The 21,775-nt window shown below is 69.9% G+C and carries 22 protein-coding genes and 2 pseudogenes; 12 read left to right on the top strand and 12 right to left on the bottom strand.

Going from position 1 to position 21,775, the window contains the following annotated elements:
- Positions 1–247: 247 nt before the first annotated feature.
- Positions 248–1,990 (top strand): ATP-dependent nuclease, encoded by a 1,743-nt coding sequence (locus ACWD3C_RS40735; protein WP_451152443.1) that lies wholly within the window; start codon positions 248–250, stop codon positions 1,988–1,990.
- 153 nt (positions 1,991–2,143) lie between these two features.
- Here ACWD3C_RS40735 and ACWD3C_RS40740 read toward each other — a convergent pair whose 3' ends face one another.
- A complete protein-coding gene (locus tag ACWD3C_RS40740; RefSeq protein WP_451152445.1) occupies positions 2,144–5,785 on the bottom strand; it encodes a hypothetical protein in 3,642 nt (1,213 codons plus the stop codon).
- Positions 5,782–6,072 (bottom strand): hypothetical protein, encoded by a 291-nt coding sequence (locus tag ACWD3C_RS40745; protein WP_451152503.1) that lies wholly within the window; start codon positions 6,070–6,072, stop codon positions 5,782–5,784. The genes ACWD3C_RS40740 and ACWD3C_RS40745 overlap by 4 nt, the downstream gene beginning before the upstream one ends.
- On the opposite strand from ACWD3C_RS40745, the gene ACWD3C_RS40750 reads away from it, so the two are divergent.
- The 5 genes from ACWD3C_RS40750 to ACWD3C_RS40770 all read left to right on the top strand — a co-directional run bounded on the left by ACWD3C_RS40750 (position 6,007) and on the right by ACWD3C_RS40770 (position 9,155).
- Positions 6,007–6,411 (top strand): hypothetical protein, encoded by a 405-nt coding sequence (locus ACWD3C_RS40750; RefSeq protein WP_451152509.1) that lies wholly within the window; start codon positions 6,007–6,009, stop codon positions 6,409–6,411. The two genes, ACWD3C_RS40745 and ACWD3C_RS40750, sit on opposite strands and share 66 nt — an antisense overlap.
- Position 6,412: 1 nt before the next feature.
- Positions 6,413–6,805: a hypothetical protein gene (locus tag ACWD3C_RS40755; RefSeq protein ID WP_451152447.1), complete on the top strand. Its 393-nt coding sequence runs from the start codon at positions 6,413–6,415 to the stop codon at positions 6,803–6,805.
- A gap of 200 nt (positions 6,806–7,005) precedes the next feature.
- The gene (locus ACWD3C_RS40760) at positions 7,006–8,058 is read left to right on the top strand and encodes a hypothetical protein (protein WP_451152449.1); all 1,053 of its coding nucleotides are present in this window, start codon (positions 7,006–7,008) and stop codon (positions 8,056–8,058) included.
- 37 nt (positions 8,059–8,095) lie between these two features.
- Positions 8,096–8,521, top strand: a complete 426-nt coding sequence (locus tag ACWD3C_RS40765; RefSeq protein ID WP_409469913.1) for a hypothetical protein — start codon at positions 8,096–8,098, stop codon at positions 8,519–8,521.
- Positions 8,514–9,155 carry a hypothetical protein gene (locus tag ACWD3C_RS40770; protein ID WP_451152451.1) on the top strand — a complete coding sequence of 214 codons (642 nt, stop codon included), beginning with the start codon at positions 8,514–8,516 and terminating at the stop codon, positions 9,153–9,155. The genes ACWD3C_RS40765 and ACWD3C_RS40770 overlap by 8 nt, the downstream gene beginning before the upstream one ends.
- Positions 9,156–9,225: 70 nt before the next feature.
- On the opposite strand, the gene ACWD3C_RS40775 is transcribed toward ACWD3C_RS40770, so the two are convergent.
- From ACWD3C_RS40775 to ACWD3C_RS40790, 4 genes and pseudogenes are all read right to left on the bottom strand, one after another.
- On the bottom strand, positions 9,226–9,615 hold the full coding sequence (locus ACWD3C_RS40775; RefSeq protein ID WP_451152453.1) for a hypothetical protein: 390 nt from the start codon (positions 9,613–9,615) through the stop codon (positions 9,226–9,228).
- On the bottom strand, positions 9,612–9,863 hold the full coding sequence (locus ACWD3C_RS40780) for a hypothetical protein (protein WP_356656928.1): 252 nt from the start codon (positions 9,861–9,863) through the stop codon (positions 9,612–9,614). Before ACWD3C_RS40780 ends, ACWD3C_RS40775 begins: the two co-directional genes overlap by 4 nt.
- A gap of 170 nt (positions 9,864–10,033) precedes the next feature.
- Positions 10,034–10,315 carry a hypothetical protein gene (locus ACWD3C_RS40785; RefSeq protein WP_451152455.1) on the bottom strand — a complete coding sequence of 94 codons (282 nt, stop codon included), beginning with the start codon at positions 10,313–10,315 and terminating at the stop codon, positions 10,034–10,036.
- Positions 10,316–10,461: 146 nt separating this feature from the next.
- Positions 10,462–10,674, bottom strand: a pseudogene (locus tag ACWD3C_RS40790) (AbiV family abortive infection protein); the annotation flags it as partial.
- A 386-nt stretch (positions 10,675–11,060) separates the two neighbouring features.
- On the opposite strand from ACWD3C_RS40790, the gene ACWD3C_RS40795 reads away from it, so the two are divergent.
- Together ACWD3C_RS40795 and ACWD3C_RS40800 are read left to right on the top strand one after the other, a co-directional pair.
- Positions 11,061–11,954 (top strand): Abi family protein, encoded by an 894-nt coding sequence (locus ACWD3C_RS40795; RefSeq protein WP_451152457.1) that lies wholly within the window; start codon positions 11,061–11,063, stop codon positions 11,952–11,954.
- 128 nt (positions 11,955–12,082) lie between these two features.
- Positions 12,083–12,406, top strand: a pseudogene (locus ACWD3C_RS40800) (transposase); the annotation flags it as partial.
- Here the strand turns inward: ACWD3C_RS40800 and ACWD3C_RS40805 are convergent.
- The 5 genes from ACWD3C_RS40805 to gshB form a co-directional block, all read right to left on the bottom strand.
- Positions 12,407–13,282 carry a 3-hydroxyacyl-CoA dehydrogenase family protein gene (locus ACWD3C_RS40805; protein ID WP_451152459.1) on the bottom strand — a complete coding sequence of 292 codons (876 nt, stop codon included), beginning with the start codon at positions 13,280–13,282 and terminating at the stop codon, positions 12,407–12,409. It abuts the pseudogene before it with no gap.
- A complete protein-coding gene (locus ACWD3C_RS40810) occupies positions 13,279–14,013 on the bottom strand; it encodes an enoyl-CoA hydratase/isomerase family protein (RefSeq protein WP_451152461.1) in 735 nt (244 codons plus the stop codon). Before ACWD3C_RS40810 ends, ACWD3C_RS40805 begins: the two co-directional genes overlap by 4 nt.
- Positions 14,010–14,783: a dienelactone hydrolase family protein gene (locus ACWD3C_RS40815; protein WP_451152463.1), complete on the bottom strand. Its 774-nt coding sequence runs from the start codon at positions 14,781–14,783 to the stop codon at positions 14,010–14,012. The genes ACWD3C_RS40810 and ACWD3C_RS40815 overlap by 4 nt, the downstream gene beginning before the upstream one ends.
- 5 nt (positions 14,784–14,788) lie before the next feature.
- Positions 14,789–15,595, bottom strand: coding sequence for an enoyl-CoA hydratase-related protein (locus ACWD3C_RS40820; protein ID WP_451152465.1), 807 nt, complete (start codon positions 15,593–15,595; stop codon positions 14,789–14,791).
- A gap of 102 nt (positions 15,596–15,697) precedes the next feature.
- Positions 15,698–16,630 carry a glutathione synthase gene (gshB, locus tag ACWD3C_RS40825; RefSeq protein WP_451152467.1) on the bottom strand — a complete coding sequence of 311 codons (933 nt, stop codon included), beginning with the start codon at positions 16,628–16,630 and terminating at the stop codon, positions 15,698–15,700.
- Between the two features lie 145 nt (positions 16,631–16,775).
- Here gshB and ACWD3C_RS40830 point away from each other — a divergent pair, with 145 nt between their 5' ends.
- Positions 16,776–17,507, top strand: coding sequence for a GntR family transcriptional regulator (locus ACWD3C_RS40830; protein WP_451152469.1), 732 nt, complete (start codon positions 16,776–16,778; stop codon positions 17,505–17,507).
- A gap of 23 nt (positions 17,508–17,530) precedes the next feature.
- Here the strand turns inward: ACWD3C_RS40830 and ACWD3C_RS40835 are convergent, their stop codons facing one another.
- On the bottom strand, positions 17,531–18,157 hold the full coding sequence (locus tag ACWD3C_RS40835) for a glutathione S-transferase family protein (RefSeq protein WP_451152471.1): 627 nt from the start codon (positions 18,155–18,157) through the stop codon (positions 17,531–17,533).
- 111 nt (positions 18,158–18,268) lie between these two features.
- Here ACWD3C_RS40835 and ACWD3C_RS40840 point away from each other — a divergent pair, with 111 nt between their 5' ends.
- The 3 genes from ACWD3C_RS40840 to ACWD3C_RS40850 all read left to right on the top strand — a co-directional run bounded on the left by ACWD3C_RS40840 (position 18,269) and on the right by ACWD3C_RS40850 (position 21,724).
- Entirely contained in the window at positions 18,269–19,513 is a 1,245-nt protein-coding gene (locus ACWD3C_RS40840) for a CaiB/BaiF CoA transferase family protein (RefSeq protein ID WP_451152473.1), read from the top strand.
- Entirely contained in the window at positions 19,510–20,118 is a 609-nt protein-coding gene (locus ACWD3C_RS40845; protein WP_451152475.1) for a carboxymuconolactone decarboxylase family protein, read from the top strand. Before ACWD3C_RS40840 ends, ACWD3C_RS40845 begins: the two co-directional genes overlap by 4 nt.
- A gap of 220 nt (positions 20,119–20,338) precedes the next feature.
- A complete protein-coding gene (locus ACWD3C_RS40850) occupies positions 20,339–21,724 on the top strand; it encodes an MFS transporter (RefSeq protein ID WP_451152477.1) in 1,386 nt (461 codons plus the stop codon).
- Positions 21,725–21,775: the final 51 nt, after the last annotated feature.

The raw sequence follows: 21,775 nt of genomic DNA on the forward strand, positions 1-21,775 counted from the left end.
ACGTCTGTTCGCAGCCGGGCCCAGTTCGCCCGACCCACCCACGCATGGTCTGTTTCACACCGCTTCGCGCAGATCATTTCGCTGAGAAAACGTCACTGGCCCGAACGGAGCGGGTAAGTCCAACCTCGGCAGGGCTGTGGACCTGATCAGTACGATCGTCGGGCACTACAGCGGCCGACCAGCAGCCGACCGGCTGGACCTGTACACCCGGGCAGGACGCTTCGGAGCCGCATCCTTCACAGCCTCCATGAAGATCGAGCTTGACCAGGGCTGGGAGTGGGAACTGGTCGCCGCTTTCGTCAGAGCTGCTTTCGTGTGCGGCGCGGACAGCGCCTCCTCCCCCAGCCTGCCGACCCGGGATCAGCTGGACGCCGCCATACGCGACCAGCTCGATCCCGCATCGCTGTCCCCGCTGTGGACTGGCACACTGCACGTGCGCTATGACGCGGCCTGGAGCCAGCCGTGGTTCGCGGCCTGGGAGTTCACTCACGACGACACCACATGGCAGATCCAGCTCGTGGGCGGCTCAAGCTTCCTGCGCCTGAGCCCGGCCGAAGCCCGAGGAAGAGGGCCCAACCAGACCCGGAACTTCAGCCACTGGTGGCAGCAGTGCCCCGAAGGCTTGGGGGACTTCACCAAAGTACTCCCGCACGGATCCGAGGCTCTGACTTTCAGCGTGACGCCACCGAATGACGGATCCAGCCCGCTGCCCACCACCCTGCTGGATCTGGCGGCCAGGCTGGGCGAACGCGACATCGACAACCGGTCCTTCGACTTTGTCCAGGTGCTGGCCGCGATCCTGCGCCAGGGCATCGTGGTCACCGACAACCGCCGTCTCCCGCTGGAGCGCCGCTTCCCCTACCAGGCCCTCCAGCATCCCTTCGACCTGCGCGACGGCAGTGGGGCGGCCGGCGAGTTGTACCGGTGCAAGAACGGCCCGCTCGCGCTGCGCCAGCGCTACGCACAGGCCAAGGCACTGTTCACCGATCTGACCGGCCGCGCCCTGGGTGTGCAGGCATCCCCGGACCCCGAGGAGCCCGGCACCATGCTCATCGATGTCACCGTCGTCGACGGTGACCACGAAGTGCCCATCGCCTTCGCCGGGGCCGGTATCCAGGAAGCGCTCCTGCTGAGCACCCTGCTCACCGGTGAGCCCGGCCGTGTCATCGTCCTCGATGAGCCGGCCGTCAACCTGGAGCCGACCCTCCAGCGACGCCTCATGCCGGTGCTCAGCGCCCGCGCGCAGTGCATCGTGATCACCCACAGCGCCGATCTGGTACCCGCCAGCACCCCAGCGGACCTCTCCCGCATCGTGCGGTTTGCCCCGCACCCGTCAGGCACTCAGGTCTACCGTGTGCCCCATGGCCTGTCGGCGCAGGAGCAGACCAGATGGCTGCAGCGTCTCGGCGCAGCCGAGGCCCGCACTCTTCTGTTCGCCGCTGGAGTCATCCTGTGCGAAGGCGCGACCGAAACTGGTGCCCTGAGCCGGTGGTGGGACAGCACCCACTGCCCCGAATGGGGCTCCCTGAGCGCCGCCAACATCTGCCTGATGAAGGTCGACGGGGACGCGGCTTTCGACGTCTACGTCGACTATCTCAGGGCCTTCGGCATCCCCTGGGCCATCGTCGCCGACGGACCCGCGCTGAGCCACGGCAGCCGCCTGTACAAGCACATCGCGGCCAAGAGCCTGCTCCCAAGCGGCCAGCCAGCCCCCAGTGACGCCTTCCCTCGCTGGAAGGACTACTGGGAAGAAGCAGGTGTGTTCACGTTCGCCCGCGAATTCGGCACCGACGGCAACAAGGGCGGCGAATTCGAAGCCCTGCTCGCCGAGCTCGACGCCGAACTGTACAAACAGGCCAAAAAGGAGCACGGTCGGAGCAAGCCCCGCGTCGGCGCCCACTTCGCAGCAGCCCACCCCACACCGCCCGCCACAGTCACCGACACCTACCGCCGCATCCGGAAACACCTGGACACCACGCTGGGGTCATAAGGTGACGCGCGAGACTGCGGCGCGGGACCGACCGCGTCGGGGCCCGACGCACCAGGCGCTTGGGGGAGTCTCCTGGAATCCCACCTGAACCGAGGACAGCTGCCGCGCCCAGGTGATTACGGCGGGCAAGGGACGGCCGGGCGATCGAGCACTTCAGGTCCGGACGGTGTCAACGTCACCGGCGTTGACCAGTGCCTCCCGTAGCTCCTGGAGGGCGGCAGGGCGTTCGGCCTCGGGGAGGGCCGCCGCAGCATCCAGGAGGGTACGAGCGTGCCGGCGGACGGCCTCGACCTGCCACGGCTGCACGGGGTAGGCGACCAACTGCGCGGCCAGGAGCAGTGCGTCCGGGCTGTGGGGGTGGCTGGCTGCACGTTCAGCAACGAGGTCGGCGTTGGTCAGGGCTGGGCTGTGCTCGGCACTCGATCGAGTTAGGGGCAGCCACACGGCGTCGTCGAGCGCCGCAGCGGCGAAGGTTCCAGCGCCGGCCAGCGCGCCGGGCGGCAGGTTGGCCGCAAGCGCGGCACGCCACAGGTCCGTCGCCGCGGCGGTCTTCGGTGCCGCGGTCGCCTGGGCGGGCTCATCGGTGCCGGTGCGCGGAGTGCGGGCGGCGATCGCTTCCAGCAGCCGGGAGACCGCGGCCGGGCCGCCGGTGCCAGCCGCCAGCTCGGCCCAGGCTGCGGTCGGCTCGCCGAGGAAGGCCGGGTCGGCCATGAGCGCGTGCGCCAGGTGCTCGGCGGCGCCGCGCGCACCCGTGCGGAGCGCTTGTAGGAGCTCGGTGCGGTCCAGGGCTGCGAGCAGGGGCGGGTAGGGCGGTCCCCAGCGCAGCCATGCGGCGGCGGGTGAGGGGCGGTCGGTCGGTATGCCGTACAGCTCGGCGCGGTGGTCGGCCGCGAAGGCGGGCGCGTAGCGGTGCAGGGTCGGCAGGTACACCCCGACGGCGCGCACCACCCGTTCCTCGCTGCTGCGGGCGGTGATGGCGCCCGCCACCACCTCCAGCACCTCCTGGGGCATCGGTCCGGCAATACGGGCGCGGTAGATGGCGTACTCCAGCAGGCACTGCAGCGCGCGCACCTCCGGATCGTCCGAGCCCAGCAGCATCTCCCCTTCCACCTCTGGCGGGACGGCAGGGGCCATGCCGTCTCCCTCGGCGGGGTCGGCGCCGTCTGGGGCCTGAGTTCCGGCGGTCTGGGTGAGGACGGCGGCCAGGGCGTGCAGGTAGTCCAGCGTCCGGGGAAGATCGTCGGCGAGGTCGCCGCCAGAGCGCCACGTCCGGGTCAGCAGGCCGAACAACGCCTCGTCGGCGAGGTGCACCACGCCGGTGCGGAGACCGGAACCTGCGGCCGGTCCATCTCTACCGGCATCGGCGCCTGCGGGCGGGCCAGCCACGGCGCGGTGCACGTCGAGCGCCGCAGCGGCGGCCTGAGCCGGTCCATGGGGGAAGGCTCCGGGCCATTGCACGGCCGCAGCAAGGTAGATCGCGGCGAACTCCGGCCGCTGAAACGCCTCAAGGACCGCAGGCACATCGCTCGTCCAGCCGGCCGGGTCGGCCTTGACCAGCCGGTGCACGAGCAGGATGGCCCTGGCGGGGGCGGCGTCGATGTCATCGGCCGCGGCGAGCCGGGCGGCGGTCGCCACCGGCCCGTGCTCGGCAGCCCACTCCACCAGTTCCTCCGCCTCCAGCAGAAGCGGCTTGATCGGCTCCAGCTCCACCACGGTGCGCGGGTCGGCGGGCCCCTCGGGGACCAGGCGGTGCAGCGCGGTCATCACCGGCTCCCAGCCGGTCAGCAGCCGTGCCGGCAGCGCCGGTGACCAGTCCCACACGCGCAGCCACCCCGCCAGCGGTTCCCGGTTACCGTCCGCCCGGTCGGCATCAGGGGGAAGGATCTGATCCACCAGCTCGGCGGGCGGCGGTGCGCCCAGGGCTGCGCGTGCCGCCTCCTCCACGCCGACGGCGCGGTCGGGCGGGCAGGTGTGCAGCACCACCTCGACGAGCCGGGCCGTCTCCGGGGCCGGGTAGCCGACCAGCACACAGGGCACGAGCGCGCTGGCCTCCTGCCACCATTCCTCCTCCCCGCTGGCCGGCCCGCCACCGGGCACGGGGGCACCGCCGGCGGGCGGGAAGTGGGTCAGGTGGGCGGCGAGAAGGCGGCCGTGCAACCATGCGTCGGCATGGGTCAGGCGCTTCCACTGGTGGGTGCGCTCGGCCAAGCTCGCGCCAGCGGCCGCGTCGACTGCGGCCAGATCCAGGACGGTGCGTGCCAGGCGGGGCCCGCCGGACGTCGCACTGTCACCCACGTGCACCTGGTCGAGGTCAAAGTCGCCGAAGACGATCCGTCGGGCCTCCGGATCGGTCAGCTCAAGGTCTTGGCGCAGCAACCCGGTCACCACAGCGCGGATCATGCGCACCCGCGGGTGTGCCCCACCACGGAGGCTGGCCGGGTAGGCGGTGCGCACCAGTTCCCGCAGCAGGCGCGCCACCTCGTGGCCCTGCATGGACATCCGGCTGGTCATCGTCGACGCGATCCGTTCCTCGATCCTCGCATCCTCGATGGCGAGAGCGACGAGGTCGGCCTCCTTCCCGCCAGCATTCGCGCGCTCGAAGGCGGCCTCGCGCTCAGCCGAAGCCTCCCGCCGGACCGCACTGACTGCGTGCTCGCCATCCACCGCTTCGGCCAGCAGTCGCTCCGTCACGAGGATCCAGTTGCAGTCCCGGACGGCCAGTGGGACCGAGAGCGCCCACTGGATTGCAAGGCGCAGCGTCCACGCGGTCTCCCAGCTGTGGGGTTCCGCCCTGGCACCGGTGAACTGCTCAAGCAGGGCATGTACCTGCGGTGCCAGGACGATCCCGTCCCGGGCGGCCAGCCGCAGGAACCCGTTGGCTGCTTCCCGGCCGACGGCAGTGATGTCCTCGGCGTGGCTGGCCAGCCAGTCACGTGCGGCGCCCGGGTCTGAGGTGGTGAGGTGCTCGAGGAACGGGGCGGCTGGCCAACGCCACTCAGTGGCTGGATCCGGCATTAGCAGATGCGCAGCGTGTTCCTGCAGGAGGGGCAGCCACGCCGACGACGGCTTGGAGCCAAAGAAATAGGCGGTGGCGCGCGGGTCCGCCCACCGTGCCAGCTCCAAGGCGTCCCCTGGGCCCGGGTCCGCGAGCGCGGCCAGCTCCAACACCCGTGCTGCCCGGCCAGGCAGCGGCACCAACAGTTCCCGGGCCGCCGCCAGGACCTCCCCGTATAGTCGCACGGCCCGCCCGGGATCTGCGGCGCCGCCGTGCAGTGTGCCCGACGTCGCCCCGTACACCCGGCCCCACACCTCCAGTGCCACTTCCTGTTCCGACCCGAGCATGACGCCCATCAGCCGCTCTGCAATGCCACGGGCACGGCCGCGGTGGTAGCCGCCCGGCCGCCCCAACTCCCCGCGGAGCACCTCGGCCGCTTCCACCACCCGCTCCCACGCCTCCGACGCGGAAGCCTCGGCAGACAGCCCCTCGACGGGAGCAGCATCGGCTGCCGGGGAGCAGGCGTCCACCGCGTCCAGCAGCTCACGGGCCGCAGACTTCAGCCCCACCACGACCGGGGCATCGGACAGGCTCAGCAGCGCATCAACCGCGCCCCGCAGACACGACTCGGCGATCTCCCCAGGCCGCTCCAGCCCCACCCCGGCCAGCACGCGCCGCGCATCCCGCAGTAGCCCCAACGCCCGCACGCCCGCTTCGCCCTGAGTCACCAGGGCCCCAGCAAGAACCTCGTCGATCTTGGGAACGTCCTCGCCGACCAGCGGCGCCACCTCGTCACTCACCCGGCACACCGTAGACCCACACCGCCCCGCCCCGGGTCAGCTTGCCGTACGTCAGATGAGCCCTTCGACAGCCAGCCCCCGGCGAGTCGGACTGCGTCGGTCCCAAGTCTCCACTCGCGCCTCATGGGATGTCCCTCCGACCGTGACGTACGCCGAACCCCGGTGTTACGGCGCGGGTAGTCGGGATGTGCGCCGACCGCGAGGCGGGTGCCGCGGGCGGCATGGGCCCCGAGTTCGTACAGGGCGATGGGCTGGACAGCGACCGCGCAGAACCAGAAAAGGATCACGTCGGCGATGCGGAGGTGTTCGTACTCCCAGGCGTAGGCTTCGAGGCGCGGATTGAGGACGACGGCCGGGGAGCCGATCGCGTCCAGCGGAAGCACGGCGCGGCGCTGCAGTTGGGGCAGCCGGTGATGAACCGCCCATGGCCTGCAACGTCGCCCGCATCGCCGACTGGATCAACACCACACCGACAAACCGCCGCCGATCAAGTCACTTCCGCGCCCTGTGCACCGCCGCTACATGACCCCACCAACATCGCCAACAACGAAGCCGAGATCATGCGCGCGCTCGGGGAGGCACCTCTCCAAGGAGAAGACGATCAGGTTCGCGGCCATGATGCCTGACATGGACACCGAAGTGGCCATGAAGATCGTCGAACAGTTCCCCGAGTTCAGGAAGTTCGCCACGGACGCCTTCGGCGCCATCGAGAAGGCCCACGAGGCCACTCTCGCGGACGGCATGCACAGCCTGGATCAGGTCTACCAGGCCCTCCGGGAGAACCGGGAGATCTTCGAGCGGGAACTCCGCAGGGACGACCTGACCTGGGAGCAGAGGAAGCACCTCCTCGAACTCATCCAGGAAACGGCAAGACTTGCTTCTCAGAAAGGACACCGAGCACAAGCGCCACGTGGACGGTCTGCTGAAGAAGACCATAGTCGGTGTCGGTTCCGCGCTCGCTCTGGGTGTGGTCTTCGTCGGAGGCCGGATCCTGGCCCAAGGCAAGGAAGAACCCGATGACTCCGGGGAGTCGTGAGAACCGGCGGGCGGCGCCGGTCCGTGATCTCGGTGACCGTCTCATCGACCGGGCCGCGCTGGGCTATGACCCCCGCTGAGCGCGGGGGCGTTGTCAGTGGTGTACGTCAGACTCGGAACACGGCACACACCCGTGCGGGCCGTCTGTCCACGACTTCGCTCCTCTCCACCCGCAAGGAACGGTCATGGCACATCTGCACAAGCAGTTCGACGACCTGCTCACCCTGATCAACGTAGATCCCGACATCCTCACGGCGACGCGCGAACGTCTCGCGCTGGCCCGCAAGTTGGCCGAGCAGCACCCCGAGGGCCGTACGTCGTACAGCTCGGGTTCGATCCCCGTTGGCACCCACATTCAGCCGCACGCGGGAGCGGTCAGCGACGGGGACGGCGGGATCATCCTGGACCGTGTCCGGCACCCGGAGCTCGGTCCTGACGGCGAAGGGGAGGCCCCGCACGCCGTTACCGACGAACTCATCGCGTTCATCGGTCCGAAGCTCCGCGACCCGGAGCGCACCCCGTCCTACCCCAAGGCGCGGGTGTGCACGTCCCGGCGGGGCCTCAAGATTCACTTCGGCGCTCCGGTCAACGGCACGGACGTCACGGTCGATCTCATCGTGGCGCTGCGCCGCCGCGAGGGGCGCGGGCTGTGGATCCCCGACCTGGAGCGGGCCCCGGGCTCCAAGAAGGCATGGAGCGCCAGCGACCCCCAGGGCCACGTGGAGCTGCTGACGTCCGGCGCCGACGCCCTGCGGCGCACCCGGCGCCGTGCCATCCGCATCCTCAAGGCGTGGAATGCTCAGGCCACGAAGCCAGGCTTCTCCTCGCACCAACTCTCCGTGTGGGCCTACGAGTTCGTCGAGCCGAGAATGGGCCTCGTCGGCGCGGTCCACACGGTGCTGCTGGAGGCCGCCCTGCGCCTCCAGCGCGGCGAGCCGACCAAGGATCCGCGCTCCGTCTCGCCCGACCTCAAGCCGCTGATCCCCGACGCGGACGCCGAGCGGCGGCTGCGGGCCGCCGCCGACAAGCTCGCGAAGGCCATCGCCGACCCCGACGACATCGACACGGTGGCGGAGGTCCTGGAGCACCTCTTCCCCAAGACGATGCGTGAACGCGAGCGCGCCTTCTCCGCCGCCTCCACTCCCCTGAGCACCACCGCCAGCCTCGGTCTCGCGGGCGCGAGCCTGCTCCTCCCCAAGACGCGCTCGTGGCGGGAGGTCACGGCCGTTGAGCGGTGACCGGCGTCCCGCGCGCCGTCCTTGGTTCGCCCGTCCCATGGCCCGCGCCGAGCTGCTGACCGGGATGCGCTCAACGGGGCTCGACGTGCGCGAGGTGGACAAGCCCGCCGACTTCGCGTCCGGGTTCACCGTCCAGGTGTACCCGCACGTGCGGATCCTGCCCTCGCACAGTCTCCGCATCGTCTTCGCCCCCGGCGATCCGGCGGTCCCCCGCGTCCACGCACGCGGACCCGACTGCCCCGCCCACCGCAACCCCGACGGTTCCCTGTGCCTCTGGTACCCGAAGGACGCGCCCTCGCGCCGCTGGTCGCCCGGTGACGGCGGGCGGCTCCTCGTCGCGATCATCGTCCGCCATCTGCGCTGGGAGTCTGCCTATCGCGCCACCAGCATCTGGCCGGGCTTCGAAGCACCCCACGGCCACGGTTCGCCGGGCCTCGACGAACAGGACCAAATCATTGGCTGACGCGATCAAGGCCTTCGGCCCCTACGCCGCCGTTCTCGCCGCACTCGTGACCGGCCTCATCCTCGGCGTCCAGGCGCGGATCAGCCGCCGCGCCCAGTTGCGGGAGCGGAAGCAGGAACTGTTAGCGAGCGCGTACGAGGTGAGCATCCAGTACGCGGAGATGGCGTACGCCGTGCGGCGCCGCCGCGCGGACGCCGCCGCCGAGGAGCGGGTCCGCCTGTCGGAGCAGCTGCGGGAGATCCAGGCCAGACTGACCTGGCACGAGGCGTGGGTCCGCTTCGAGGCCCCGGAGGTGGGCGCCGCGTATGACGAACTCGTCGCCCGTACGCGGACGGTGGCCGGGCGGAGCATGAAGGATGCGTGGCTCTCGCCCCCAGTGGCGGACGACACGGCGATGGTGATCCCGACGTCGGTCGTCGACCTGCGGGCGCTGGCGGATGTCCGCGAGCGGTACATGGCCGCGGTGGAGGCGCACCTTCGCCCCCCGGGGCCGCGCCCGCCGCCTCCTCCCGCGCGTCCCGCGCCCGCGCCGCGCCATGCCACCCCCACCCGTGCCCGCTCCCCCGGCCGTTGGGACGGCCCCCGGTGCTCCCGGCGGCCCCGCGGGCGGGTCGCCGTGACAACTACGCGGTGAATTCCGTGCACTTGGGGAAGTGCTGGGATCACATCCACTGGTGAAGTCCGCCCCAACCCGGGCGGATCGCTCAGGGAGAGAGGTCGAGCACCCGGACGTCGGCCACGTCCCAGGCCTTGGGCTGGACGGTGGCGACGCGTGCCCCATCCAGGCGCTCGGGGCCGGGCATGGCCACATGGTGGGTGTGGCACCAGCCCAGAGACCGCTCGTGGCCCGAGGCGGCCAAGACGGCGGCGAGATCGAGCGGATGAAAAACCACCTGGTCGAGCATGCCGAGGTGGCCGGCGAGTCCGGTGCGTACCCGGTCCGCTTCGGCGAGTGCGGCCAGCGCGACGTGGACGCGCCAGGCCCCGGTCTCGGCGGCCTGGTACAGAAGGCGGGAGGCCAGGACGTTGCCTGAGCCCAGAGCGAGCAGCGCGCTGTCGTCGAGGACTACATCGACAGGGGCGACAGGGTTCACGCGGCGCTGCCGAGCCGGCGCGTGAGCTCATCGTCCGCTGCGCGGTCCTGCTCGGGATCCGGGGCGTAGCCGGAGAGCGCGTGCAGGACTTCGAGGGTCTTCGCGACCTGCTCGTCCCGCTCGCTCTGCGTGAGGGTGTGGGTGGCGAATTCGCCGACGAGCCCCGCGATCGTGGTGTCCTTCTCGGCGGCCAGGATCGCCAGCCGGTCCCGGATGCTGCTCTCGACCTTGATCGTTGTGTGTGCCATGCCTGACAGAATACATCGGGTATACCCGCCCGGGGAGGTGATTGAGGTAGCTGCTTGAGCCTCCTCGGTCAGGGGCCGAGGGGACGGCCAGTAGGTATGATTTCGCAAGCGCGGCCCCGCAGTCCGACTCCTGAGCGACCTCCCTTCCACCGGCGTGCGTCCGGTGCCGCTCAGGCCTCTGTACCCTTGAAGTAGTCGCCCCGCCTGAACTTCTCCGACGCCTCGCTCCAGTCCTCGGGGTGGGAAATGGGCAGCAGCCGGTGCTGCTGCTCGTGAGTGCTGTCGTACGGCGTCTGCGCCTCGAGATTCATCCTGCTGTGGTCCTTGATGAGGAGCATCTCGACGACCTGCGCCGCGGTCTGCAGATCCGCGTCGATGGACCCCGCCGAGATGTCGGCGGGGGAGTGGACTGCGTCGCCGGACCCGTCGAGGTCGACGTAGAACCCGGCCATCTTCTCCTCGTTGGCGCGCCGGCCGGCGGTCTCCGCTTCGCTCTTCTTCTGCGCGAGGAAGGCATTCCAGCCGTCCTGCGACTCGTCCTCCGGGTGCTCGATCGCCCCGTAGTCGCCCCAGAACGCGGCGAGCTCCTGGCCGAGACGAAGGACTCCATGTACTTCACCGCGTGGTGGCGACCGTCCGACGCGAGCCGCGGCACCTCCCGCGCATCCTCGGATCCGGTGCTCCAGGCCTGCTCGAAGCTCTCGTAGATCCAAAGCGCCTTGCCCAGCTCCTTCTGCGCGAGGACCGTGAGCGAGCGGGCCGCGTTGTCCATGAGCGCCTTCCAGAAAGTGCGCGCTGTGTTCGGACGCATCTTCACAGCGCGATTCTCCCGCAGTGCAGATCTGGTCGGTCACGCATCAAGATGATGCAATCGGCAGGACTCACGAGTTCCGGTTCAACCTTTGATCGACCAGCGGCCTGACCTGCGAGGACACTCGCTTACGAGCCGATGTGAGGGTCGCTCATGGCCGTTACGGAACATGGTGGAGTTCCGGCATGGAGGAACCTCTGGGAGTGGCAAGAAGTAGCCTGATTACTCCCTGGGAGCTGCAGGACGATCCGGGGCTCAGCCGGTCGATCCGAAGGCGGCGGCTGGTGCGCGGCTCGATGCATCGGCTAGAACAGTGGCAATCGACCCCCTCCCAAGCCTCTCTACGATGCTCAAATGGGAGGGGCCTCTTTCTTTCCGGGGTGCGAGTGAAGCCGAGCCTGTCCGTGGGGGAGCAGGTCGCGCTCCTGGCCCGCCGTGGCCTCGTCATCGACGACGAGGCCGTCTGCGCGGCGTTCCTCGGCTCGAACAACTACTACCGGTTCTCCGGATACGCTCGCTACTTCCAGCGAGCTCCCCACATGGGCGACGATACGTTTGCGCCCGGCACGACGTTCGCTGAGATCCGCCGCGTCTACGAAGCGGGCGAGGCGCTACGCACCGCGCTCAGCCAACCTCTCGCGCGCGTCGAGCTCCTGCTGCGCACGCATGTCGCCCGAGTGATCGCCGACGGGCATGGTCCGTACGGCAGCTTCCTTGAGCAAAGCTTCTACACCGACGTCGGCAACGTTGAGCCGACAGTCGAGTCGTGCCTGCGCGACATCGAACGCAGCAAGGACCGCCACATCCTGCGGTACAGGGGCACCGAAGGTGACCGTGCCGACTACAGCGAGCTGCCGGTGTGGTCCGCCGTTGAAGCGTGGTCGTTCGGAACGCTGTCCAAGGCCATCGAGCGTGGAGCCGGCGGCACGCTGGCCGACGCCGTGGCGACCAGCGTCGGGGTCGCGAAGGCCGGGTTCGCTTACCGTGGAAGGTCGTTGGTCTACCTGCGCAACCGGTGCGCCCACCACAGCCGGCTGTGGCACCACTCGGTCCTCGACGCCGGCCCTACGCCGAACAATGTGCGTAGCAAGGCGAAGCGGGTGGCGGGGCAGTTCGAGCCGCGCTCGGTTCTCGATGTCATTGCCTCGCTTGACGACGTGGCCATACGCGGCAAGGCCGCTGATCCCGTGCTCCCGCAGGTCGTCGAGCAGCACCCCCGTGACAGCTCGTTCCGGGAGGGACTGGCACGGCCTCAGAGCCCGCGCGATCACAGGGCATGAATCGGTCCTGGGCAGGGGTTCCTATCCTGGGCAGGGTTCCTATGCGGCGTCACCCGGAGGCGTGGGGCATCAGCGCCCAAGCCACTGCTGCAACGCGGTGATGCTGCGCGAACTCATTCCGAACAGCCCGGCCGGACGCGGTCGCCGCGGACAAGGCGTACTCGCCCCGCGCCAACCGCGCCCACCTGCGACGACGCCACATCAAGGCGGTCATCCCGGAGAAGAAGGACCAGGCCGCCAACCGCAAGAAGGGCAGCCGGGGCGGCCGACCCGTCACTTTCGACGCCGATCTTTACCGTGACCGCAACACCGTCGAGCGACTGATCAACCGGCTGAAGGACTGGCGCGGCATCGCCACACGCTTCGACAAGACGCCCGAGAGCTATCTCGCCGGCCTCGAACTGCGCGCCTCGATGATCTGGCTCGGAGAGCTCTTGCAAGCAGCCGATTGATCACGACATCACACAGGCTCTAGTCCAGGTGTGGAATCCTCGGCCCGTCTTCCGCCCCAGCTCGCCCGCCGCGACCTTGTCGCGCAGGAGCGAGGGCGGGGCGAAGCGGTCGCCGAGGGTGCGGTGCAGGTGGTCGGCGATGGCCAGGCGTACGTCGAGGCCGACCAGGTCGGTGGAGCGCAGCGGGCCCATGGGGTGGCCGTAGCCGAGTTCCATCGCGGTGTCGATGGCGGTGGCGTCGGCGACGCCCTCCTCCAGCATGCGGATCGCCTCCAGGCCGAGGAGGACGCCGAGGCGGCTGGTGGCGAAGCCCGGGGAGTCACGTACGACGATGTCGGTCTTGCCCAACGCCCGTACGTAGAAGAGGACTTGAGCGGTCACCGTGGTCGTGGGGCCGGTGACGACCTCGACCAGCCGGGAGCCCGGTACGGGGTTGAAGAAGTGCATCCCGAGGAAGCGTTCCGGGCGCTGGAGGGCGGCGGACAGCTCGGTGACGGAGAGGGAGCTGGTGTTGCTGGCCAGCACGGTGCGTTCCGAGACGGCGCGCTCGGCGGCGGTCAGTACGGACACCTTGAGGTCGGGGTTCTCGGGGACGGCCTCGATCACGAGGTCGGCCTCCAGGGGCAGTTCGAAGACGTCGGTGACGAAGTGCAGTCTGCCGAGCACGTCGCCGGGCGGTACCGGCAGCTTGTCGCGTGCGGCGGCCCGGTCGAGGCTGTCCGCGATGCGCGAGCGAGCGGCGTCGGCCGCCGCGGCCGAGCCTTCGACGACCACGACCTCGCTGCCGGCGGTGGCGAAGACCTGGGCGATGCCTGCGCCCATCCGGCCGCCGCCGATCACGCCTACGCTCTTGGGAAGATGGGGAAGGGAAGTCACCTGGTCCTCCCACCGCTCAGAAACCGGCTCATCCGGTCCGTTTTGTCGCTCGACTCGAACAGCACCGCCTGAGCGAGGTCGTCGATGCACGGGTGGCCGCCGGGTGCGTCGACGACGAGCTTGGTCAGCCGCAGCGCGGTGGCGGAGGAGCGGGCGATGCGCTCGAGCAGTGCGTGCGCCCGCTCGCTCAGCTGGTCCGCGGGCACCACGTCCAAGACCAGGCCCAGGGCGTACGCCCGCTCGGCGTCCAGGCGACTTCCGCCCAGCAGCATCTGCTTGGCCACCGACCTGCCCACCAGTTCGGCAAGGCGCCAGCAGCCCCCGGCCGCGGCGATGATGCCAAGGCCCGGCTCCGGGTTGCCGAACACGGCGCTCTCGGAGGCGATCCTCAGGTCGCAGGCGTACGCCAGCTCCGCGCCGCCGCCCAGCGCGTAGCCGTCGACGGCGGCGACGGTGGGCAGCGGGAGGCGGGCGATGCGGTCGAACAGGCGGCTGTTGATGCCCAGGAGGGCCTCGTCGCGGCCGCGTTCGAGGAGTTCGGCGATGTCGGCGCCGCCCGCGAAGACTCCGCCGCTTCCGGTGAGCAGCAGGGGCTTCGGTGACTTCTCCAACTGCGCGCAGATGTCGTGCAGTTCGCCGACCATCCGGGCGTTGAGGGCGTTGCGTGCGTCGGGGCGATGGAGCATGACGATCGTTGTGTCGTCCCGTTCCTCGACGAGGATCGTGCTCATGCGTCCCCGTCCTTCTTCTCTCCGAGGACCCGGGCGAACAGCGCGTACGTCTCCTCCCAGGAGCGGCGGGCGCCGCGCTCGCTGTAACGGGGGCCGGGGAACATGTAGCCGTGCTCGGCGTCGGCGTGGACGTCGACGATCGCCCGTACGCCGTGCTCGCGCAGGGTGTCGCGCAGCGGGCGCATCGCCTCCAGCGGGGAGAGGTGGTCGGCGTCTCCGAGACCGACGTAGATGTCGCCGGTGATGCGTGCGGCGTCCTCGTACGCGAGCGGGCTGCCGTAGCGCTCGTCCATGAGACCGGACGGGTGGAAGGCGGAGCCGGCCGTGAACACTCGGGGCTGGGCAGCCATGGCGCGCAGGACGTGCCGTCCGCCCATGCAGAAGCCTACGCAGCCCATGGCGCCGTCGGCGACGAGCGGTTCGGCGTCCAGGGCGGCCACCAGCGCGGCGGTGTCCTCGACGACGTGCGAGTCGGGCAGGCTGCGCGTGGCGCGCTGGATCTCCTCCTTCGCGGCCGGGTCGTTCAGGAGCTGCTCGGTGGTCCAGTTCAGACCGGCGCCCATGCGGTGGTAGACGTCCGGCAGGACGGCGGTGTAACCGTGGGAGGCGATCTGGCGTCCGATGTCGCGCAGGGCCTCGCGTACGCCGAGGGCGTCCATGTAGATGACGACGGCGGGGTGCGGGCCACCGGTGGCGGGGGCGGTGACCAGGGTCGGCATCGGGCCGCCGGGCGTGGCGACGTCGATGGTCTTGGTGATGAACTCGCACATGGTGATCAGCTCTCCGCCACGTCGGGCCAGGACCAGACCGGGGCGCGCTTTTCGAGGACGGCCCTGGCCGCTTCGGCGGCGTCCGGGTGGGCGCCCAGCCGCAGGGTGTACACCTGCTCGGCGGCGTAGCCGGGGCGGACGGGAAGGTCTTCGGCCTCGTTGAGGGCCTGCTTGGCCAGCCGCAGCCCCAGCGGGCTCTTGGCGGCGATCCGCGCGGCGAGCGCGCGGGCTTCGCCGAGTACGGCTTGGGGTTCGAAGACCTTCTGGACGAGGCCGATGCGGTACGCCTCCTCGGCGTCGACCGGGTCGCCGGTGAAGTACATGAGCCGGACCTGGCCCTGCGGGAGCAGCCGCATGAGGTGGCTGCCGCCGCCGCAACGGCCCGCGTTGATCTCGGGCAGGCCGAACCGGGCGTCGGTGGCGGCGTACCGGATGTCGCAGCAGGCGGTGAGCACCGCGCCGGCGCCGAGCGCGGCCCCGTTGACGACGGCGATCGTCGGCAGGGCGCAGTCGAGGATCGCCTCGTACGCGGTACGGGCCATGCGCTGGCGGCGTTCGGCCGCGCTCTCGGAGGCGCTGACCGCCTCGACCGGCTGCTTGATGTCGGCGCCCGCGCTGAACAGGCGTCCGTCCGAGCGGAGGATCACCGCGTGGACGTCGGTACGGGCCGACAGCTCCCGGAAGGCGGTGGCAAGGGTTTCGTACATCTCGACGGTGACCGCGTTGACCGGCGGGCGGTCGAGGACAACCTCGGCCACCGCCTCCCGGATCTCGACGCGGACGCCGTGTGCCGTGAGTAGAGGTGGGGTCATGCCAGCCGATTCTACACACAGAAGCTAAGCCTTCCAAGGGATTCTGTATCCAGGTTTTCCTGTACTCCCTGAATGTCCAACGATTTAGGGGTCCTAGAGGGTCTATCTGGATACAGAACTAGCCCTCTCTAGCCAATCGATGACCGTCAGATCGTGCCGCGCCCCAGTCAGCGCCTTCAGCTGGACCAGGCCCGTCGGGCTGGTGACGTTGACCTCGCTCAGGCGCCCGCCGATGACGTCGATGCCGGTGAGGTACAGCCCGTCGGCACGGAGGGCGGGTGCGATGCGCTCGACGATCCGCAGGTCGTCCGCGTCCAGCCCTGTCGCTCTCGCGTCACCGCCGAGCGCGAGGTTCGCGCGGAAGTCGCCCGCGGGTGGCCGCCGCAGTACCGCGCCCAGCGGGTGCCCGTCGAGCAGCAGGATGCGCTTGTCGCCCTCGGCGACCTCGGGCAGAAACTCCTGCGCCATGACGGCGACACGGCCCCGCTCGGTCATGGTCTCCGCGATGGCGCGGGCGTTGCCGTCCCCGGGGTCGAGCCGGAGGACGCCTCGTCCGCCGTGCCCGAAGAGCGGCTTGAACACCGCGCCGTGCCGCTGCTGCCCGGCGAAGGCGAGCAGCTGTGCCGGCTCGGCGGTCACCAGGGTCGCCGGCATCAGGTCCGGGAAGCGGCAGGCGTAGAGCTTCTCGTTGGCCTCGCGCAGACCGCGCGGGTCGTTGACCAGGAGGGTGTCGCCGCGCAGGTGCTCCAGCAGGAGCGTGGTCGCGAGGTAGCCGGCGTCGAAGGGCGGATCCGTGCGGATCAGGACGGCGTCGGCCTTGTGCAGACCGAGGTCTTCCGGCACGCCGAGCGACAGCCCCGGGGTGAAGTCCGCCGCCCGCGCGCGTGCCCGCACCCTGCCGTCGCGCAGGGACAGACCGGACGGCGGGCAGTGCCAGACCTGGTGGCCCCGTTGCCGGGCGGCGCGCATCAAGGCGAGCGAGGTGTCGTGCTCCGGCGAGAGCGCCTCGACGGGATCCATGACGAAGACGAGCATGCGACGGCTCTCCTGTACCCGACGATCTTCTCCGGCCGCCGCCCCTGGCCGCGGCGAACAGTCCGACGTTCCTCATTCTGTATCCAGAATTCGGTCTTGGCTATCGGGTGATCCCACCATGAGGGAAGCCGCTACTGTGGAGTCTGTGTCCACTACTCCGCGTTCGTCCGCCGCCCAGACCGATGCCATGGGGCTTGCGTACGAGCACGTCCGCGACGCGATCCTGCAGGGCCGCCTGAAGCCGGGCGCCTGGGTCTCGCAGGTGCAGCTGGCAGCCGACCTGCAGGTCAGCCGTACGCCGTTGCGCGAGGCGCTGCGGCGGCTGCAGACCGAGGGGCTGGTGCAGCTGGACTTCAACCGCCGGATCCGGGTCGCGCCGCTGTCGATCCCGGACCTGGAGACGCTCTACTCGATGCGGCTGGTCAGCGAGCCGCTCGCGGTGCTCCTGTCCGTACCGCAGCTGACGCCGGCCGAGCTGGAGGAGCTGGAGGCCGAGATGTCGGCCATGAACACGGCGGCCGAGACGGGGGACGAGGAGGGCGCGGTCGCCCACCACCGCCGGTTTCACTTCCTGCTCTTCTCGCACACCGAGGACCGGCTGCGGACGCAGGTGGAGAGCATGTGGGACCACTCCGTGCGCTACCTGCGGCTTTACCACAACGCGCCCAGCTACCGCCTCGCCCTGATCACCATGGGCCGCACGGGACACGACGAGATCTACACGGCGGCCCGTGAGGGGCGGGCCCGCGAGGCCTCGCGTCTGGTGGCCGAGCATCTCGCCCGTACCGCCCTGACGGTGATCGCCTCGGTGGCCGGCGCGCACGACCCGAAGATGGTCCGCGAATCGCTGCGGTTCGTGTTGGAAGGGGGCGGTTAGACCCGTCTGCCCGGGCGCTCGGCTCAGCCCTCGTACGGCTCGGTCGCCCGCGCCGAGGGCCGGGCGCGGAAGGTCTCGTACCAGGTTGCGAGCCGGTCGCGGCCGGTGCGCCACTGGCGGTCGGTGAAGTCGGCCGAGCGGTAGTCGAGGTAGCCCAGCGCGCAGCCGATGCCGATGTGCCCGATGTCGAAGGGTACCTTCTCCAGGTCCTCCGCCTGGCGTTCCAGCAGGTCGAGGGTCGCCTCGGCCTTGGTTTCGCAGGCGGCGAGCATCGCGGGGAGTCGGTAGGGCTCCTCGCGCAGCGCCTCGTTGCGCCACAGGATCTGGATCTCCAGCAGTCCGCTGCCCAGCGCGTGGCGGCGCAGTGAGGCCCAGCGCCGCTGCGGTGCCCCGGGGAAGAGCGGGCGGCCATCGTGCAGCGAGTCGAGGTATTCGCAGATCAGGACCGATTCGGGCAGGTACATCCCGTCGTCGGTGAGCAGGGTGGGGATCCGGCCGAGCGGGTTGTGCTCCCGCACGTGCGGGAGGTTGGGCCTGGTGAGGGCCACCACCGTGCGCTCCAGTTCCAGCCGGTCCACGAGGCCTGTCTCGTGGGCGAAAACCATGACCTTGCGGACGAACGGGGACTTCGGGGACCAGTAGAGTTTCATGGCTGTCTCCGGAGGGGCGTTGGGTCTGCAGGCTCGATGTAGTTAACTGAATACAGCTTCTGGATACAAGAGAGGTTGAAAATACTCCCTGCTGTCTTCAGATGAGGTCACATGCCCAAGCACTCCTCCCCCTCTTCCTCCGGCCCGCTGTCCCACATCCGGGTTCTGGACCTCAGCCGGGTCCTGGCCGGCCCCTGGGCGGGGCAACTGCTCGCCGACATGGGCGCCGACGTCATCAAGGTCGAACGCCCCGGCAGCGGTGACGACACCCGCTCATGGGGCCCGCCGTTCCTCACCGACGCCGACGGCACTCCGACCCACGAGTCGGCGTACTACCTCGGTGCCAACCGCGCCAAGCGCTCCATCACCGTCGACTTGTCCAAGCCACGAGGGCAGCAGATCATCCGGGAGCTGGCGGCGCAGGCCGACATCCTGCTGGAGAACTTCAAGTACGGAACCCTCTCCCGGCTGGGCCTCGGCTATGAGGACCTGCGGGAGGTCAACCCGGGCCTGATCTACTGCTCCATCACCGGCTTCGGCCAGACCGGACCCCGCCGCGCGCAGCCCGCGTACGACTTCGCGATCCAGGCCATGGGCGGCCTGATGAGCGTCACCGGCGAACGGGACGACCGGCCCGGCGGCGGCCCGCAGAAAGTTGGCGTCCCCATCGTCGACCTGACCACCGGCACGTACGCGGCCGTCGCCGTGCTCGCCGCACTCGCCCACCGCAGCCAGACGGGCCTGGGTGACCACATCGACCTGGCCATGCTCGACGTCCAGGTCGCCACGCTGGCCAACCAGGCCATGAACCACCTCGTCGACGGCAGGATCCCGGCCCGCACCGGCAACTCGCACCCCAACATCCAGCCCCAGGACGTCTACACCTGCAAGGACGGCGGACTCGCGGTCGCCGTCGGCAACGATGGACAGTTCGTCCGGTTCTGCGAGGCGCTCGGCCTCGACGGCCTCGCCGGGGACGAACGGTTCGCCACCAACCGCGCCCGCGTCCGCAACCTTGCCGAGCTGCGCCCGCTGATCGCCTCGGTCCTGGCCGGCGAGACACGCCGTCACTGGATCGAGCGACTGGACCGGGCCGGCGTACCCTGCGGCACCGTCAACACGGTCGACGAAGTCCTCGCGGACGAACAGGTCCAGCACCGCGGCATGGTCGTCGACGTTCCGCACCCCCTCACCGGCAGCGTCCGGCTCGTGGCCAGCCCGCTGCGGTTCGCGAACAGTCCCCTGGCCCTCGAACAGCCCCCGCCGCTGCTCGGCCAGCACACCGACGAAGTACTGCGCGACCTCGGCGTCGAGGCGTGCGAGATCAAGGCCCTGCGCGAGGAGGGCGTCGTATGACCGCCGAGGACGCCTGGCCCCCGCCCCGGATCCCGCTCCCTGCGGGCGAACAGCTCGATCCCGCCCAGCGCGCGGTCTTCGACGCGATGATCAGCGGCCCGCGCGGCAGGGTGCAGGGTCCCATCAGAGCAGCGATCCACAACCCGGAACTCGCCGAGCGCTGGCAGCACCTCGGGGCACTCCTCAGATACGGCACCTCGCTATCCCCGCGTGTGAGCGAACTGGCGATCCTCGTCACCGCCCGCCACTGGGACAGCCGCCTGGAGTGGATCCTGCACACCGCGCACGCGGCGAACGCGGGCGTACCGTCCGGACTCGCCGAGGCAGTCCGGCAGGGTCGGACGCCCGAGTTCGACGATCCGACCGACCGTGCCGTGTACGAGTTCGTCACGGGTCTGCTGCGGCGGCACGACGTCCCGGACGAGGTCTACGACGGCGTACTACGGCCCCTCGGGGTCCCGGGGGTGGTGGAGCTCACCGGCCTGGTCGGCTACTACTCCATGGTCGCCATGACCCTGAACGTCCACCGCATCCCGCTCCCGGACGGTGTGACGGCAGAAGATCCCTTCCCCTCGCCTCACGTGGTTCTGGATACAGAAACCTGAACCGGAAGGCGCCTCGTGACACAAACAGGGCACTTCTCGGCGCCTAGCCCCCTGTATGGCCGATACATCGAAGGAAAGTGTCTACAGAACCTCTCGACGATTAGGGCAACTGTATGTAGGGTCGCGGCAAGCTTCTCCCGCCTTCCCGCCTCCGCGCCCCGTGCCCGCGTCCCCCACCGCCGAGCGCCCATGTGACACACTCCCGCTCAGGAGCACCCCCATGGCAACGACGCCTGAACCACCGCAGATCACCGAACGCAACGCCAAGCTCGCCGCCAAGGCCAGCTTCATTGGCAGCATGGTGGAGTACTACGACTTCTACCTCTACGGCAGCGCGGCTGCGTTGGTCTTCCCGAGGCTGTTCTTCCCGGCCTCGGACCCGGCCATGGCCACCCTGGCCTCGCTCGCGACCTTCGGCGTCGGCTACGTCGTGCGGCCTTTCGCGGCCGCGTTCTTCGGCCACTTCGGGGACCGGATCAGCCGCAAGTCCATGTTGGTGCTGACCCTGCTCATGATGGGCGTGGCCAGCTTCGCGGTCGGTTTGCTGCCGACGTACGCCGCCATCGGCATCTGGGCCCCGATCACCCTCACCGTGCTGCGACTGGTACAGGGTGCCTCCGCGGCCGGCGAGACCGCCGGAGCCGTCTCGCTCAGTCTCGAGCATGCCCCGGAGGGCCGCCGGGCGTTCTTCGCCAGTTGGACGCCGAGCGGCATGCTGGCCGGGTCTGCCCTGGCCACCGTGGTGTTCCTCGTCTTCTCGACGCTACCCGACGACCAGTTCATGTCCTGGGGATGGCGCGTCCCGTTCATGCTCAGCGCGTGTCTGGTCGTCATCGGACTCGTCCTGCGGGCGAAGCTCCCCGAGCCCCCCGTCTTCGAATCCGCCAAGAACTCCGCCTCCGGCAAGCCCAAGGGGAAAGCACAGTGGCCGATCGTCACCGTGCTGACCCGCTACCCGCTGAGCATCCTGCGCGTCGTCGGCCTTCAGTTCTACTCGGTGCTCGCCACCGTCGGCGGTGTCTTCGCCCTCTCCTACGGCACCCTCAACGCGGGCATCTCCGCCAGCACCATGCTCTGCGTGAAGCTTCTGTCCACCACGTCCGCCGCGGCTGTCCAGATCGTGGCCGCCCGCTACGCCGACCGCATCGGCCGCAAGCCGGTCTTCGTGATCGGCGCCGTGATCGACATGCTCGCGATCTTCCTGCTGTTCGGCGCGATCGGCATGGAGTCGGTGCCGCTGATCTTCCTCGGCCATTTCCTGGTGATCGGGGTCGGGTACGCACTGTCCAACTCCGTGGCGTACACGATGACGGCGGAGATGTTCGACGTCCACGTCCGCTACACGGGCCTCGCGGTCTCCACCCAACTGGCGCAGGTCGTCACCGGTTTCGCCCCGGCCATCGCCGCCAGCCTGGTGGTGGCAGCCGACGGCGGATGGATCTGGGTCGCCACCGCCAGCGCGGGCGCCTGCCTGGTCTCCCTCCTGGTTGTGCTGCTGAGCGTGCGCGAGACGCACCGGACCGCCTCCGACCAGTTGGGCCGCAAGAGGCCTGACTCCGGTGCGGATCCGACCACGCACGCTCGTCCCACGGCCGATTTCGCCTGATCCGACACCCGCCGCATCGGAGCGCCGCAGCGATGCGCTGTCCCGGTTGCC

Source organism: Streptomyces sp. NPDC002845 (assembly GCF_053591955.1).

What these genes read in the sequence shown, in the direction of transcription:
- ACWD3C_RS40785 (WP_451152455.1), bottom strand. Translation starts at nt 10,315, where the DNA reads ATGGCCGGGTTCTACGTCGACCTCGACGGGTCCGGCGACGCAGTCCAC.
- ACWD3C_RS40815 (WP_451152463.1), bottom strand. Translation starts at nt 14,783, where the DNA reads ATGTGCGAGTTCATCACCAAGACCATCGACGTCGCCACGCCCGGCGGC.
- ACWD3C_RS40835 (WP_451152471.1), bottom strand. Translation starts at nt 18,157, where the DNA reads ATGAAACTCTACTGGTCCCCGAAGTCCCCGTTCGTCCGCAAGGTCATG.
- ACWD3C_RS40810 (WP_451152461.1), bottom strand. Translation starts at nt 14,013, where the DNA reads ATGAGCACGATCCTCGTCGAGGAACGGGACGACACAACGATCGTCATG.
- ACWD3C_RS40820 (WP_451152465.1), bottom strand. Translation starts at nt 15,595, where the DNA reads ATGACCCCACCTCTACTCACGGCACACGGCGTCCGCGTCGAGATCCGG.
- ACWD3C_RS40780 (WP_356656928.1), bottom strand. Translation starts at nt 9,863, where the DNA reads ATGGCACACACAACGATCAAGGTCGAGAGCAGCATCCGGGACCGGCTG.
- ACWD3C_RS40840 (WP_451152473.1), top strand. Translation starts at nt 18,269, where the DNA reads ATGCCCAAGCACTCCTCCCCCTCTTCCTCCGGCCCGCTGTCCCACATC.
- ACWD3C_RS40845 (WP_451152475.1), top strand. Translation starts at nt 19,510, where the DNA reads ATGACCGCCGAGGACGCCTGGCCCCCGCCCCGGATCCCGCTCCCTGCG.
- ACWD3C_RS40755 (WP_451152447.1), top strand. Translation starts at nt 6,413, where the DNA reads ATGGACACCGAAGTGGCCATGAAGATCGTCGAACAGTTCCCCGAGTTC.
- ACWD3C_RS40735 (WP_451152443.1), top strand. Translation starts at nt 248, where the DNA reads ATGAAGATCGAGCTTGACCAGGGCTGGGAGTGGGAACTGGTCGCCGCT.
- ACWD3C_RS40750 (WP_451152509.1), top strand. Translation starts at nt 6,007, where the DNA reads ATGGGCCCCGAGTTCGTACAGGGCGATGGGCTGGACAGCGACCGCGCA.
- ACWD3C_RS40760 (WP_451152449.1), top strand. Translation starts at nt 7,006, where the DNA reads ATGGCACATCTGCACAAGCAGTTCGACGACCTGCTCACCCTGATCAAC.
- ACWD3C_RS40765 (WP_409469913.1), top strand. Translation starts at nt 8,096, where the DNA reads ATGGCCCGCGCCGAGCTGCTGACCGGGATGCGCTCAACGGGGCTCGAC.
- gshB (WP_451152467.1), bottom strand. Translation starts at nt 16,630, where the DNA reads ATGCTCGTCTTCGTCATGGATCCCGTCGAGGCGCTCTCGCCGGAGCAC.
- ACWD3C_RS40850 (WP_451152477.1), top strand. Translation starts at nt 20,339, where the DNA reads ATGGCAACGACGCCTGAACCACCGCAGATCACCGAACGCAACGCCAAG.